This is a genomic window from Streptomyces sp. NPDC051822 (assembly GCF_044452745.1).
In the GTDB taxonomy this organism is placed as follows: Bacteria; Actinomycetota; Actinomycetes; order Streptomycetales; family Streptomycetaceae; genus Streptomyces.
This window is the reverse complement of record NZ_JBITBZ010000012.1, coordinates 144,972-159,039: the sequence shown is the minus strand read 5'-3', so window position 1 is coordinate 159,039 and position 14,068 is coordinate 144,972. Positions and strand designations below refer to the sequence as shown.

16 protein-coding genes are annotated in these 14,068 nt (G+C 72.1%); 10 read left to right on the top strand and 6 right to left on the bottom strand.

What is annotated here, in order from left to right:
* Window positions 1-864, top strand: coding sequence for an acyl-CoA thioesterase II (locus ACIA8N_RS30420; RefSeq protein ID WP_030206807.1), 864 nt, complete (start codon window positions 1-3; stop codon window positions 862-864).
* A gap of 13 nt (window positions 865-877) precedes the next feature.
* Here ACIA8N_RS30420 and ACIA8N_RS30415 read toward each other — a convergent pair whose 3' ends face one another.
* The gene (locus tag ACIA8N_RS30415; RefSeq protein ID WP_365780775.1) at window positions 878-1,948 is read right to left on the bottom strand and encodes an RNA ligase (ATP); all 1,071 of its coding nucleotides are present in this window, start codon (window positions 1,946-1,948) and stop codon (window positions 878-880) included.
* 118 nt (window positions 1,949-2,066) lie between these two features.
* Complete coding sequence (locus ACIA8N_RS30410) at window positions 2,067-2,291, bottom strand: DUF6011 domain-containing protein (RefSeq protein WP_365780776.1); 225 nt, start codon at window positions 2,289-2,291, stop codon at window positions 2,067-2,069.
* Between the two features lie 36 nt (window positions 2,292-2,327).
* Between ACIA8N_RS30410 and ACIA8N_RS30405 the strand changes: the two genes are divergently transcribed.
* Window positions 2,328-2,810, top strand: coding sequence for a glutathione peroxidase (locus ACIA8N_RS30405; RefSeq protein WP_365780777.1), 483 nt, complete (start codon window positions 2,328-2,330; stop codon window positions 2,808-2,810).
* A 61-nt stretch (window positions 2,811-2,871) separates the two neighbouring features.
* Window positions 2,872-3,579 (top strand): putative protein N(5)-glutamine methyltransferase, encoded by a 708-nt coding sequence (locus ACIA8N_RS30400; protein ID WP_399416838.1) that lies wholly within the window; start codon window positions 2,872-2,874, stop codon window positions 3,577-3,579.
* Window positions 3,580-3,674: 95 nt separating this feature from the next.
* On the opposite strand, the gene ACIA8N_RS30395 is transcribed toward ACIA8N_RS30400, so the two are convergent.
* Entirely contained in the window at window positions 3,675-5,045 is a 1,371-nt protein-coding gene (locus ACIA8N_RS30395; protein ID WP_365780779.1) for a cytochrome P450, read from the bottom strand.
* Window positions 5,046-5,197: 152 nt separating this feature from the next.
* On the opposite strand from ACIA8N_RS30395, the gene ACIA8N_RS30390 reads away from it, so the two are divergent.
* On the top strand, window positions 5,198-5,665 hold the full coding sequence (locus ACIA8N_RS30390; RefSeq protein WP_365780780.1) for a VOC family protein: 468 nt from the start codon (window positions 5,198-5,200) through the stop codon (window positions 5,663-5,665).
* Between the two features lie 7 nt (window positions 5,666-5,672).
* Here the strand turns inward: ACIA8N_RS30390 and ACIA8N_RS30385 are convergent, their stop codons facing one another.
* On the bottom strand, window positions 5,673-6,887 hold the full coding sequence (locus tag ACIA8N_RS30385; protein WP_365780781.1) for an acyl-CoA dehydrogenase family protein: 1,215 nt from the start codon (window positions 6,885-6,887) through the stop codon (window positions 5,673-5,675).
* Window positions 6,888-7,049: 162 nt separating this feature from the next.
* On the opposite strand from ACIA8N_RS30385, the gene ACIA8N_RS30380 reads away from it, so the two are divergent.
* Entirely contained in the window at window positions 7,050-7,697 is a 648-nt protein-coding gene (locus tag ACIA8N_RS30380) for a TetR family transcriptional regulator (RefSeq protein WP_365780782.1), read from the top strand.
* Window positions 7,698-7,750: 53 nt separating this feature from the next.
* Here ACIA8N_RS30380 and def read toward each other — a convergent pair whose 3' ends face one another.
* A complete protein-coding gene (gene def / locus ACIA8N_RS30375; protein ID WP_365780783.1) occupies window positions 7,751-8,311 on the bottom strand; it encodes a peptide deformylase in 561 nt (186 codons plus the stop codon).
* A 126-nt stretch (window positions 8,312-8,437) separates the two neighbouring features.
* Here def and ACIA8N_RS30370 point away from each other — a divergent pair, with 126 nt between their 5' ends.
* From ACIA8N_RS30370 to ACIA8N_RS30350, 5 genes are all read left to right on the top strand, one after another.
* The gene (locus tag ACIA8N_RS30370; RefSeq protein ID WP_030546002.1) at window positions 8,438-9,685 is read left to right on the top strand and encodes a MurT ligase domain-containing protein; all 1,248 of its coding nucleotides are present in this window, start codon (window positions 8,438-8,440) and stop codon (window positions 9,683-9,685) included.
* A gap of 19 nt (window positions 9,686-9,704) precedes the next feature.
* The gene (locus ACIA8N_RS30365) at window positions 9,705-10,433 is read left to right on the top strand and encodes a type 1 glutamine amidotransferase (RefSeq protein ID WP_030206782.1); all 729 of its coding nucleotides are present in this window, start codon (window positions 9,705-9,707) and stop codon (window positions 10,431-10,433) included.
* A 158-nt stretch (window positions 10,434-10,591) separates the two neighbouring features.
* The gene (locus ACIA8N_RS30360) at window positions 10,592-11,617 is read left to right on the top strand and encodes a 6-phosphofructokinase (RefSeq protein WP_030206780.1); all 1,026 of its coding nucleotides are present in this window, start codon (window positions 10,592-10,594) and stop codon (window positions 11,615-11,617) included.
* Window positions 11,618-11,721: 104 nt separating this feature from the next.
* Window positions 11,722-12,669 carry a cytochrome c oxidase assembly protein gene (locus ACIA8N_RS30355; RefSeq protein WP_365780784.1) on the top strand — a complete coding sequence of 316 codons (948 nt, stop codon included), beginning with the start codon at window positions 11,722-11,724 and terminating at the stop codon, window positions 12,667-12,669.
* Between the two features lie 136 nt (window positions 12,670-12,805).
* Complete coding sequence (locus ACIA8N_RS30350; protein ID WP_365780927.1) at window positions 12,806-13,012, top strand: hypothetical protein; 207 nt, start codon at window positions 12,806-12,808, stop codon at window positions 13,010-13,012.
* A 15-nt stretch (window positions 13,013-13,027) separates the two neighbouring features.
* Here ACIA8N_RS30350 and ACIA8N_RS30345 read toward each other — a convergent pair whose 3' ends face one another.
* A complete protein-coding gene (locus ACIA8N_RS30345) occupies window positions 13,028-14,065 on the bottom strand; it encodes a DUF3048 domain-containing protein (protein ID WP_365780785.1) in 1,038 nt (345 codons plus the stop codon).
* Window positions 14,066-14,068 lie beyond the last annotated feature (3 nt).

The window sequence follows — 14,068 nt, the reverse complement described above, 5'->3', positions numbered from 1 at the left end:
GTGACGAATCCCGCCGAGAGGCTCGTGGATCTGCTCGACCTGGAGCAGATCGAGATCAACATCTTCCGTGGGCGCAGCCCGCAGGAGTCGCTGCAACGGGTCTTCGGCGGGCAGGTCGCCGGACAGGCCCTGGTGGCGGCCGGCCGCACCACCGAGGGCGACCGGCCGGTGCACTCGCTGCACGCCTACTTCCTGCGGCCGGGGCGGCCGGGCGTGCCGATCGTGTACCAGGTGGAGCGGGTGCGGGACGGGCGCTCGTTCACGACCCGCCGGGTCACGGCGATCCAGGAGGGGCGGACGATCTTCAATCTGACGGCCTCCTTCCACCGGCCTGAGGAGGGTGCCTTCGAGCACCAGCTGCCGCCGAGGCATCTGACCGACCCGGAGACCCTGCCGAACCTCGCGGACGAGATCCGCCAACACCTGGGCGCGCTGCCGGAGGCCCTGGAGCGGATGGCCCGCCGGCAGCCGTTCGACATCCGGTACGTGGACCGGCTGCGCTGGACCAAGGAGGAGATCACCGACGCGGACCCGCGCAGCGCGGTGTGGATGCGGGCCGTCGGCCCGCTGGGCGACGACCCGCTGGTCCACACCTGCGCCCTGACGTACGCCTCGGACATGACGCTCCTGGACGCGGTCCGCATCCCGGTCGAGCCGCTCTGGGGCCCGCGCGGCTTCGACATGGCGTCGCTCGACCACGCGATGTGGTTCCACCGGCCGTTCCGCGCGGACGAGTGGTTCCTGTACGACCAGGAGTCCCCGATCGCCACGGGCGGCCGGGGCCTGGCCCGGGGCCGGATCTACGACCGCGAGGGCCGGCTCCTGGTGTCGGTGGTCCAGGAGGGCCTGTTCAGGAAGCTGTAGCCCTCCCTCCCGGTCACTCGTACTCGGTGCCGCCCTTGCGGGTCAGGTAGGCCGGGCTGACCGCCTTGGCGATGGCCCGGCCGCCGACGACCGGGCTGTACCGCTCGGTCGCGGGCCTGATGACGACGCCCTCCCGCAGGTGCGCCTCGCGGCCGGACACGGTCTCGCGGCCGCTCGCGTGGGCGAGGACGGTGTCCAGGTCGTACGGGCCGGCGTAGAGGCGCGGGACGAGCGGGGCCTCGCCGGGCTCCAGGACCTCGGCCGGGTCCAGCCAGTGGATCTGACCGTCGATGTCGGCCGACACGTCGAACAGGGCGTACCCGACCGTCTCGCCCCGGCCGTCGGCGCCGTACGCGAGGTCCTGAACCCCGGCGCCGTACACCTCGCCGAAGAGCCCGACGCGCCGGGCGCCGAGCCGCTTCGCGAGCCGCTCGGCGACGGCGGGCAGTCCGTGGCCGTGGACGGCCCGCCAGTACAGGTTGCGCGGGTCCTCCTTGAGGGCGAGGCCCTTGGCCCCGTACCCCTTGGAGGAGACCTGTGCGCGGCCGTCCTCGGCGTGCAGGGTCAGCAGGCAGGCCGTTCCGTGGAGCTTCTCGGTCAGGACGACGGGCTCGCCCGGCTCGAAGATGCCGGGATAGCGCTGGAGGTTCTCGATGTCGACCCAGGGCAGCAGGTCGGGGGCGGCCTCGACGTCGCCGTCCATGGTCGTGGGGACCGGCGGCGCCCACTTGGTGATGCCCAGGGTCTCCGCGAAGTCGGTGCCGTCGGCCGCCGCCCGCGCCAGGTCGGTGTCCGCGAGAGCGCCGGGCCGGCACACGATCCCCTGCGACAGCTCCCCGCGCAGCCGCACCGCCTTGACCCGGTCCGATCCCTTCCCGGAGAGCCGCCCGGTCAGCCCGAGCTCGTCGACGAGCGCGGCGGGCAGCACCGCCTGCTCCGGGATGTAGACGGCGGCGTCGCCGGTCCGGTAGGCACCCTTGGCGACGACGGCCCGGTACAGACCGACCTGGGCGAGTTCCAGGGCGTCGGCGTTGGGGTGCGGATGGACGGTCAGGACTTCGGCGGTGACGCGCAGGGTCGACATTTCAGGACTCCGGTCGCTCGGGTTTCGCTCTCATCGGGGCTCACTGTGCCGACCGGGGAAACGGCTGGGCGATCGCTTTTCCGCGCTGGTAGCGTCGCCCGGTTCCGGCCCGAGGCGCCTACGGCGACGGGTCGATGCCAGGGAGGGTGTCCTGCTCGACCTCGTGGCGACGGGTGCGGATGTCGGGGGCAGGGGGGTGGAGTTTGGCGTCGCAGGTCGGGCCGAGGCCCGTGCGTCGCGAGTCCGCTCCGGTCAGGGGGCGGCCGCAGAGCCGGCAGCACACCCGGCGCGGTCCCTCCTCCGGTGCGGAATCGATCGCGATTGCCAGTGGTTCGTCTCCCATGCTGTGATCAAACCCTATTTCCACGAGGAGCAGTCCATGAGCCTGTACGACATTCCGCTGAAGACACTGACCGGTGACCCGATCTCCCTCGCCGACTACCGGGACCGCCCCGTCCTGGTCGTGAACGTGGCCTCCAAGTGCGGTCTGACCCCGCAGTACGCGGGTCTTGAGCGGCTGCAGAAGGAGTACGGGGAGCGCGGTTTCACCGTGCTCGGCGTGCCCTGCAACCAGTTCGCGGGCCAGGAGCCGGGGAGCGCCGAGGAGATCCGGACCTTCTGTTCGACCTCGTACGGGGTGTCCTTCCCGCTCCTGGAGAAGACGGACGTCAACGGCGAGGCCCGCCACCCGCTCTACGCGGAGCTGGTCAAGGTCGCCGACGCCGACGGGGAGGCCGGTGACGTCCAGTGGAACTTCGAGAAGTTCCTCGTCGGCCGCGACGGCCGGGTGACCCGCTTCCGTCCGCGCGTCGAGCCGGACGCCCCCGAGATCATCGCCGAGATCGAGGCGCAGCTTGTCTGACGCCGGCGTCGTCGAGCGACTGCGGGCCGCCGGGTGCGTCTTCGCCGAGGAGGAGGCGGAGATGCTGCTCGCCGCGGCGAGCGGCGCCGCCGAGCTCGACCTCATGGTCGAGCGGCGGGCCGCGGGCCTGCCGCTGGAGCACATCGTGGGCTGGGCCGAGTTCGGCGGGCTGCGGATCGAGGTCGACGGCGGGGTCTTCGTGCCCCGGCGGCGTACGGAGTTCCTGGTCGGGCACGCGGTGGAGCTGGCCCGGCCGGGCGCCGTCTGCGTCGACCTGTGCTGCGGCTCAGGCGCGGCGGGCGCGGTGCTGCTCGACCGGGTCGGAGGCGCGGAGGTGCACGCCTCGGACATCGAGCCGGCGGCGGTGCGCTGCGCCCGGCGGAACGTCGAGCCGCGCGGCGGCCGGGTGTACGAGGGCGACCTGTTCGCGCCGCTCCCGCCGGATCTGCGGGGCCGGGTCGAGATCCTGGTCGCGAACGTGCCCTACGTACCGACCGAGGAGATCGGGTTGCTGCCGCCCGAGGCACGGGACCACGAGCCGCACGTCACGCTCGACGGCGGCCCGGACGGTCTCGACGTGCTGCGGCGGGTCGCCGCCGAGGCGCCGGAGTGGCTGGCGCCGGGCGGACACCTCCTCGTGGAGACGAGCGAACGCCAGGCCGAAATGGCCGCGGAGGCCGTCAGGAAGGTCTCGGGCGACCTCCTCGTCCCCGAGTTGGTCACCTCCGAGGAGTGGTGGGCGACGGCCGTGGTCGCGACCCGGCGCTAGGAACGGCGTGACTGCCAGGGCCTCTCGTTTGGATCATGCCGGGCTCGCGGGGTCCGGCACCGCGCCCTGATCCGGCCTGATCCGAACGAAAGACCCTAGGCGGTCCTGGGCTTGAGGCGGCAGCGGGCCGGGCCCGTCGCCTGGAGGGTGATCGCGGCGGTGACGGGGACCTCGGTGTCGACGGCCTCGAAGCCGTAGCGCTGGAGGATCATCGCCAGGGCGATCACCGACTCCAGCATGGAGAAGTGCTGGCCTATGCAGGCGCGCGGGCCGCCACCGAAGGGGAACCAGGCGTACCGGGGGCGGGTGGCCTCCGCCTCGGGCGTGAAGCGGTCCGGGTCGAAGCGCTCCGCGTCCTCCCAGTAGTCCGGGTGGCGGTGGGTGACCCAGGGGGCGACGATGACGTCCGAGCCCGCCGGGATGGTGACGCCGCCGATCTCGGTGGCGGCGACGGCACGGCGGCCGATGGCCGCGGCGGCCGGGAAGAGCCGCATGGCCTCCTTGAGGACCTGGGTGACGTACGGCAGCGCGTCGAGGTCGGCGGCCCCGGGGGTACGGCCGGCGAGGACCCGGTCGACCTCCTCGTGGGCGCGCTTCTGCGCCTCCGGGTGGAGGGCGAGGAGGTGCAGGGCGAAGCCGAGGGAGCTGGCGGTCGTCTCGTGACCGGCGAGCAGGAACACGAGGACCTGCTCGCGGAGTTCGGTCGCGTCGAAGCTGTCGTCCTCGGCGCTCTCGGCCTCGACGAGGAGGCTGAGGAGGTCCTGCCCGTCGCCGGGGGCCGCGCCGGAGCCGCGGCGTTCGGCGATGATGCGGTCGCAGACCTCGTACAGCGCCTGGTGGACGGCGGCGGCCTTGCGGTTGCCCGGGGTGGGCCAGTCGCGGGGGACGTTGACCGGGGAGAAGCCGCGGCGCAGCACGTAGGCGCCGAGTTCGGGGAAGCTGCGCTCGACGATCTCGACGGCGGCGTCGACGTCCGTGCCGAAGAGGATGCGGGCGACGGCCCGCATGGCGAAGCGGGTCATCTCCTGGAGGACGTCGACGGATCCGCCGCCGTCCTGCCACTCGCCGAGGAGGGTGGTGACCTCGGCGGCGACGGCCGAGGCGTAGGAGTCGACACGGCGGCGGGTGAAGAGGGGCTGGACGAGCCGGCGCTGGCGGAGGTAGTCGTCGTCCTGGCTCGTGAGGAGCCCGTTGCCGAAGGACTCGCGCAGCTCCCGGTAGAACCGGTTGTCCTTGCGGAAGTTGGCGGATTCGCCGGCGAGGACCTGCTGGGCGCCCTCGGCGGAGAAGACGCCGTAGACGACGGCGCGCATGCCGGGCGGTCCCGCGGTGATCCGTACGACGTCGCCGTGCTCGCGCTGGGCCCTCAGGAAGGTGCCCAGGGAGTCGTTCTTGAGGTCGAACATGGAGCCGAGCAGCGGAAGTCCCGCGAGTTCGGGCGCTTCGGTACCGGTGGTGATGGCCATGAACGGTTCCCCCTCGATCGTCACCTGCGGGGCGATTGTCCCCCAGGAAGTAACCCTCGGGTAGTAACCGCCGAACACCCGTCTGAATCTGGCCGGTTGGCCTGATGCCGCCGGGCCCCGCCGTTGTCAGTGGCGTCTGGGAGGCTCGTGCCATGGAGCCACCCGAGCTGACCCTGCAACTGACGATCGACTGCGCCGACCCCCGGCGCCTGGTGCCCTTCTGGCTGGAGGCCCTGCGGTACGTCCCCGATCCACCGCCCGGGGGACACCCCACGTGGCGGGCGTACTGGGAGGCGATCGGCGTCCCCGAGGAGGAGCTGGAGGAGGACGCCGGGGAGCTCCCGGAGTCCATCGTCGACCCGAAGGGCACCGGCCCCCGGGTCTGGTTCCAGCGGGTCCCCGAGCCGAAGACCGTCAAGAACCGGGTCCACCTCGACCTCAAGGTCGGCGGCGGCCGCGAGGTCCCCCTCGCCCTCCGCCGCGAGCGGGTGGACGGCGAGGTGGCCCGGCTGACGGCGATCGGCGCCACGATCCTGTACACGATGGACGAGCCGAACGGCATGGACTACTACGCCGTGGTCCTCCAGGACCCGGAGGGCAACGAGTTCTGCGTGGTGTGAGGAGCCGCTACTTCGCCAGCGCCCGGCTGATCACCATGCGCTGGATCTCGCTGGTGCCCTCGAAGATGGTGTAGATGGCGGCGTCGCGGTGCATGCGCTCCACCGGGTACTCGCGGGTGTAGCCGTTGCCGCCGAGGATCTGGATGGCCTGGGCGGTGACCTGCTTGGCGACCTCGCTGGCGTACAGCTTGGACATGGAGCCCTCGGCCGCCGTGAACGGCTTGCCCGCCGTGGCCATCCAGGAGGCGCGCCAGACGAGGAGGCGGGCCGCGTCGATCTGGGTGGCCATGTCGGCGAGCTGGAAGGCGACGCCCTGGTTCTCGATGATCGGGCGGCCGAACTGGACGCGGGTCTTCGCGTAGTCGAGGGCCACCTCGTACGCGGCGCGGGCGGTGCCGACGGCCATGGCTCCGACCGCCGGGCGCGAGGCCTCGAAGGTGGCCATGGCGGCGTTCTTGACGCGCTCGCCGCCCGACTTGGCCTTCTCCCGGGCACGGGCGAGGCGCTCGTCCAGCTTCTCCTTGCCGCCGAGGAGGCAGTGGCCGGGGATCCGGACGTCCTCCAGGACGACCTCGGCGGTGTGGGAGGCGCGGATACCGTGCTTCTGGAACTTCTGGCCCTGGGAGAGGCCCGGGGTGTTCGGCGGGACGATGAAGGAGGCGTGGCCCTTGGAGCCGAGTTCGGCGTCGACGACGGCGACGACGACGTGGACGTTGGCGATGCCGCCGTTGGTCGCCCAGGTCTTGGTGCCGTTGAGCACCCACTCGTCCTTGGCCTCGTCGTACACGGCCCGGGTTCGCATGGAGGCGACGTCCGAGCCGGCGTCGGGCTCGGAGGAGCAGAAGGCGGCGAGCTTGACGTCGGTCGCGTCGCCGTACATCTGCGGGACCCAGGTGCCGATCTGCTCCTCGGTACCGTTGGCGAGGACGCCGACGGCGGCGAGACCCGTGCCGACGATGGAGAGGGCGATGCCGGCGTCGCCCCAGAAGAGCTCCTCCATCGCGATCGGGATGCCGAGACCGGTGGGGTCGAAGAACTGCTGGGCGTAGAAGTCGAGGGAGTAGATGCCGATCTTGGCCGCTTCCTGGATGATCGGCCAGGGCGTCTCCTCACGCTCGTCCCATTCGGCGGCCGCGGGGCGCATCACGTCGGCGGCGAAACCGTGGAGCCAGTCGCGGACCTGCTTCTGGTCATCGTTGAGTTCGAGCGTGAACTCGCCCATGTGCCCTCCCAGCGGTGAGTTACTTGCGGTAACACCAGTCTGTTACCGGCCGGTACGGGCTGTCAACCAGCGGCGGAGCGGTTCGGGCCGACCAGCACCGGGCACCGGCCGGGTGTTACGTTGCGACAGCCTCACGGAATCGCACGGGCGGGGAGACACGCTATGGACATCGCACACCGGACCACCGACCGGCAGACGCCCGCCGAACAGCGGCGCCGCGAACTGCTGGAGGCGGCGGACCGGGTGGTGCTCCGGGACGGCCCCCAGGCTTCCATGAACGCGATCGCGGCCGAGGCCGGCATCACCAAACCGATCCTCTACCGCCACTTCGGCGACAAGGGCGGCCTGTACCGCGCCCTCGCCATCCGGCACACGGACGCCCTCCTCTCGTCCCTGCGGGCCGCGCTCGACGCGCCCGCCGACCGGCGGCGCCGTGTCGAGGCCACCCTCGACACCTACCTCGCCTCGATCGAGGCGATGCCGCAGGTCTACCGCTTCCTCATGCACCCCGCGGAGGAGCCGCACCAGACCGAGCAGGGCTTCGACGTCGGCCGGCACTCCGCGCCGCTGCTCCGCCGCATGGGCGAGGAACTCGGCCAGGTCATCGCCGAGCGCGTCGACCTGGGCCCGGCCGCCGAGGCCCAGGCCCGCATCTGGGGCCACGGCATCGTCGGCATGATGCACGCGGCCGGCGACTGGTGGCTCGGCGAGCGCCCCTGCTCCCGCGAGGAGCTCGTCCGCAGTCTGGCCGACCTGCTGTGGGGCCGGCTCGCGGAGGCCGACGACCGTCCCGGCGGACCCGGGTTCTAGGGCGCGCCTCCTGGGGGACATGAAGGTCTCTCGGGGGGGGACATGGAGGGCCGCTACGCCTCCAGCACCCCGGCCCCGCTCCCCCACGGCTCCTTGCGGACGGCCCGGATCAGACGTGACTTGCGCCACCCCGTGACCCGGTCCGCGTAGACGCCGCCCTCCAGGTGATCGGCCTCGTGCTGGAGGCAGCGGGCGAAGAACCCCGTGCCCTCCACGCGTATCGGAGTCCCGTCGATCCGTACGCCCTCGACCACCGCGCGGTCGTAACGGGGCGTCGGGGCTTCCAGGCCCGGCAGTGAGAGGCAGCCCTCGGGGCCCCGGATCACGTCGCCGTCCGCCTCCACCAGGCGCGGGTTCACCACATGGCCCAGGTGGCGGATCTCGTCGTCGTCGGGGCAGTCGTACACGAAGACGCGCAGGCCCACGCCGACCTGGTTGGCCGCGAGGCCGACGCCGTTCGCCGCGTACATCGTGGCGAACATGTCCTCGACGAGCCGGGCCAGTTCGGGCCCGAAGTCGGTGACGGGCTCACACGGGCTGTGCAGCACGGGGTCGCCGAGCAGAGTCATCGCTCGGACGAGGCCGGAACTGCCGGGGATGGGGCGGTTTCGCATGGCCGTAAGGGTACGGTCCGCCGTGACCTGGCTGTTTCCCGCGGCCGGCAGACGGTGCCGCTGTTCGGGCTGCTGGCCGGATCTCGATAGGCTGAGCCCGGACCGACGCAAGGAGGAACAAGAACGATGTCAGGACACCCCGGTAATCCAGAGCCGCTGTCGCCGCGCGCCAAGCTGGCCGTGACGGCGGGCAAGGCCGCGGCCGCGGTGTCGCGTGCGGCGGGGCGCGGCAGTGGATCCGTGATCGGCGGCAAGGTGGCGCTGCGGCTCGACCCGGACCTCCTCGGTCGGCTCGCACAGCACCTGGACGTCGTCCTGGTGTCGGCGACCAACGGCAAGACGACGACGACCCGGCTCATCGCGGAGGCCCTGCGTGCGGCGGGCCCCGTCGTCTCGAACGCGCTCGGCGCCAACATGCCCGCCGGCATCACCTCGGCGCTCGCCGGCGGCTCGGACTCCAAGTACGGCGTCATCGAGGTCGACGAGAAGTACCTCGCCGGCGTCGCCCGCGACACCACGCCCAAGGTGATCGCGCTGCTCAACCTCTCCCGCGACCAGCTCGACCGCGCCGCCGAGACCCGGATGCTCGCCGAGAAGTGGCGCGAGGGGCTCAACGGCACCAAGGCCGTCGTCGTCGCCAACGCCGACGACCCGCTCATCGTCTGGGCCGCCTCCTCCTCGCCCAACGTGGTGTGGGTGGCAGCCGGCCAGGAGTGGAAGGACGACGCCTGGTCGTGCCCCGCCTGCGGCGGTGTGATGCAGCGTCCGGGCGACGACTGGTTCTGCGGCGAGTGCGGCTTCCGCCGTCCCGCGCCGAGCTGGGCGCTCAGCGGCGACCACGTGCTCGACCCGCACGGTTCGGCCTGGCCGATCCGTCTCCAGCTGCCCGGCCGCGCCAACAAGGCGAACGCCGCCACCTCGGCCGCCGTCGCCGCCGTCTTCGGCGTGCCGCCGCAGGTCGCCCTGGAGCGCATGTACCAGGTGCAGGCCGTCGCCGGACGCTACGACGTCGTCTCCTTCCAGGGCCGCGACCTGCGACTGCTGCTCGCGAAGAACCCGGCGGGCTGGCTCGAAACGTTTTCCCTCATCGACCAGCCGCCGACCCCGGTGATCCTCTCCGTCAACGCGCGCGGCGCCGACGGCACGGACACCTCCTGGCTGTGGGACGTGGACTACGGCCGGCTCGCCGGCCACCCGATCATGGTGATCGGCGACCGGAAGCTGGACCTCGCGGTCCGCCTGGAGGTCGCGGGCGTGGACTTCCGCGTCTGCGAGACGATCGACGAGGCCGTCGCGATGGCCCCGCCCGGGCAGATCGAGCTGATCGCCAACTACACCGCCTTCCAGGACGTCCGCCGCCGCGTCGGCAACTGACCCGTAGAGGACTTGCAGCATGAGTGACAGCAGCCTGCGCCTGGTCTGGGTCTACCCGGACCTGCTCAGCACCTACGGCGACCAGGGCAACGTCCTCGTCGTCCAGCGCCGCGCGGAGCAGCGCGGCCTCCACGTCGAGCGCGTCGACGTCCGCAGCGACCAGCCGGTGCCGACCTCCGGCGACATCTACCTGATCGGCGGCGGTGAGGACCGGCCGCAGCGGCTCGCGTCCGAGCGGCTGCGGCGGGACGGCGGCCTGAGCCGGGCCGCGTCCAACGGCGCGATCATCTTCTCGGTCTGCGCCGGCTACCAGATCCTGGGCCACGAGTTCATCAACGACCTCGGCGAGCGCGAGGCCGGCCTGGGTCTGATCGACGTGATCTCGACCCGCGGCGAGGGCGCGCGGTGCGTCGGCGACGTCCTCGCGGACATCGACCCGCGGCTCGGCCTCCCCCAGCTGACGGGCTTCGAGAACCACCAGGGCATCACCCATCTCGGCCCGACGGCCCGGCCGTTCGCCCGCACCGTCTTCGGCAACGGCAACGGGACCGGCGACGGCACCGAGGGCGCGTACAACGACACCGTCTTCGGTACGTACATGCACGGCCCCGTCATGGCCAGGAACCCGCAGATCGCGGACCTGCTCCTGAAGCTGGCCCTCGACGTGAACGCGCTGCCGCCGACCGACGACCGCTGGTACGAGGCGCTGCGCGCCGAGCGCATCACGGCGGCCTCGCAGCCCGCCTGAGTCAGCCCGCGCACCGCTGTTGGTCCCTCGTACGAACGTACGTTGTCCACTGTGCGGACATCCGGTTCGGCCCCGCCACCCTGCGGCGATAGGGTGGCGGGGATCCAGCCGGACGACGTGGTCCGGGAGTCGGCCCACGTTGCAAAGGTTTTTGGGCTATGCGCATTGGCGTGCTCACCTCCGGCGGAGACTGCCCCGGTCTGAACGCTGTCATCCGTTCCGTCGTGCACCGCGCCGTCGTCGACCACGGCGACGAGGTCATCGGCTTCCACGACGGGTGGAAGGGCCTCCTGGAGTGCGACTACCGCAAGCTCGACCTCGAAGCGGTGGGCGGCATCCTGGCCCGGGGCGGTACCATCCTCGGCTCCTCGCGGGTCCAGCCCGCGCACCTGGTCGGCGGCGTCGAGCGCGCCCGCGGCCACGTGGCCGACCTGGGCCTCGACGCCATCATCCCGATCGGCGGCGAAGGCACCCTGAAGGCGGCGAACCTGCTCTCCGAGGCGGGTCTGCCCATCGTCGGCGTCCCGAAGACCATCGACAACGACATCGCCTCCACCGACGTCACCTTCGGCTTCGACACGGCCGTGACCGTCGCCACCGAGGCCCTCGACCGGCTGAAGACCACCGCCGAGTCCCACCAGCGGGTCCTCGTCGTCGAGGTCATGGGCCGCCACACCGGCTGGATAGCGCTGCACTCCGGCATGGCCGCAGGCGCGCACGCCGTGGTCGTCCCCGAGCGCCCCTTCGACATGGACGAGCTGACCGCCCGGGTCGGCGAGCGCTTCGAGGCCGGCAAGCGGTTCGCGATCGTGGTCGTGGCGGAGGGCGCGAAGCCGCGTGAGGGCTCGATGGAGTTCAAGACCGCCGGCACCGACATCTACGGCCACGAGCGCTTCACCGGGATCGCCAACCAGCTCTCCGTGGAGCTGGAGCGGCGGCTCGGCAAGGAAGCCCGTCCGGTGATCCTGGGCCACGTCCAGCGCGGCGGCACCCCCACCGCGTACGACCGGGTCCTCGCCACCCGCTTCGGCTGGCACGCGGTCGAGGCGGCGCACCGCGGCGAGTTCGGCATGCTGACCGCGCTGCGCGGCACCGAGATCACGATGGTCCCGCTGGCCCAGGCCGTGGAGACCCTCAAGACGGTCCCGGCCGACCGGTACGCCGAGGCCGAGTGCGTGCTCTGAGCGGCGTCCGTACGTGACATCCGCCCCCGGTCGCAGTCGCGGCCGGGGGCGGTTCTAGTCTGGTGCGGACAACAAGCGCGAATCGGGCTCCAGGAGTGCACACGATGGATCACAGCGGGCACGGCACGACCATGGATCTGCCGCCGTTCACGCTGGGGCGGGGCCTGGAGTTCTCTCCCGACCTCTTCTTCCTGATCGGCTGCCTCGCGGCGCTCGGTCTGTACGGCGTGGGCGTGGTGCGGCTGCGGCGTCGCGGGGACGCGTGGCCGGTGAGCCGGACGGTGTTCTTCACGGTCGGCGTGCTGACCGTCGCGCTCGTGACCTGCACGAAGCTCAACGACTACGGCATGGTCATGTTCAGCGTGCACATGGTGCAGCACATGGTGATCTCCATGCTGTCGCCGATCCTGCTGCTGCTCGGCGCGCCGGTGACCCTCGCGCTGCGGGCCCTTCCGGTGGCGGGCCGCGGGTCGACGGGGCCGCGCGAGCTGCTCCTGAAGCTGCTGCACAGCCGGTACATCAAGGTGATCACGCACCCCGGCTTCACGATCCCGATGTTCATCGCGAGCCTGTACGCGCTGTACTTCACGCCGCTCTTCGACTTCCTGATGGGTTCGAAGCCCGGGCACATCGGGATGATGGTGCACTTCCTGATGGTGGGCGTGGTCTTCTTCTGGCCGATCATGGGCGTCGACCCGGGTCCGCACCGGCCGGGCTATGTGATGCGGATGCTGGAGCTGTTCGCGGGGATGCCGTTCCACGCCTTCTTCGGCATCGCGCTGATGATGGCGTCGGAGCCGATGGTCAAGGCGTACGAGAACCCGCCGGCCTCGCTGGGCATCGACGTGCTCACCGACCAGAACGCGGCGGGCGGCATCGCGTGGGCGTTCAGCGAGATCCCGTCCGTGCTCGTGCTGATCGCGCTGGTCTACCAGTGGTACCACTCCGAGCAGCGGCAGGCGGTCCGCCAGGACCGGGCCGCCGACCGGAACGGGGACAAGGAGCTGGAGGCCTACAACGCGTACCTGGCCTCCCTCCAGACCCGGCGGTGACGCTCCGCGCCGGATCGTGGGGCCCGGCGGCGTTCCCGGCGCACGCCGGAGCGTCCGGGGAGTAGCGCGCGCCCCTCTCGGGGGGTCACCATGGCCTGGACGGCTTCCGTGTCCTCGGTTGGAGGAGGGCGGACTGATGTCCGGTTCCACGAAGACGATGACGGTGCTCACCTGTGCCGCGCTGGTGCTGACGACGGCGTACACGGTGGCGCTAGGCAGCAGCGGCTGGCTCTGGTTCGCCTGGATCGTGCTCGGAGTGGCGACGATCGGCCTCGCCGCCTCGGACGGCGCGACCCCCTCCACCCCCCGCCGCCGCCCACCGACAGGCCCCGCGCGGCCCTAGGGGGTGTCTTGTCGATCAGCCCTTCGGGGCCAGGACCACCCAGACCTGGCCCGGTGCGAAGGCGAGCCGCTGTCCGTCCGGGGTCGTGAAGGTGGTGCCGGCCGTCGCCATGGGACGGGACCAGCGGGCCTCGTGGGCGCGTCCGTCGCGCAGGACGAGCGCGGTGCCGCTCCCGACGGTCTCGGTGTACGGGGAGACGCTGCCGAGGAAGTCGCGGAAGCGGGACGGGCGGATGTCGACGTACTGGATCACGACGGTCGCCGGCTTCAGCGGCCCGGCGTCCGTGGTCACGGCGGGTCTGCCGTCCATCGCGACCCGCCAGGCCTTGTCGGGAGCGGACCAGGTGAAGGTGTACCGGGCGGCGGGGTAGCGCACGGTGCGCTCGCTGACCGGGGTGCCGCCCTCGGGAGGCGCCCCGAAGCGGAATCCGATGTCCTGGGCGAGCCCGGTGCCGGGAGCCGCCGCCAGGGCCCGGCCCGGCAGGAGGTACAGGTTGTGGGGCGCGGGACGGCCGCCACCGCGGACGAAGGCTCGGGGGGCGTCCTCCGGCGGCAGTGCGTGCAGGGGCGCGGCCCTGAGCAGCGGTTTCAGGGCGGTCTGGGAGCCGGAGTAGGCAAGCGCCGGGTCGTCGAACTGCGCGAGCAGCTCGACGTCGGACTCACGGGCGCTGCGGACGGGGCCCGTCCGGTCGGGGAGCCGGGAGGAGTAGACGGCGAGGAGCCGGGTCTGGCCCGCCTCGACCTGTTCGACGTAGACCAGGTCGGCCGCGCCGAGGCCGGTGTGGGGACGGGCGGGGCCCACGTTGTCGATCTTGACGGCGAGGACCGGCGCGGGGCGGGCCGGAAGCCCGGTGAAGGGCGAGCGCCCGGTCGGCGCGGCCGTCGTGGGGGCCGGGGACGTGGGGGTGGTGGGCGCGGGTGCCGTGGTGGCGGGACTCGGTGTGGGTTCGGGCCTGCCCGGGTCGGCGCAGCCGTACAGACCGGCCGCCGTCAGCGCGCACAACAGCGCGGTGAGGACGCGGCCGGGGCGTCCGGTTCGCCGCTCGCTCGTCATGGT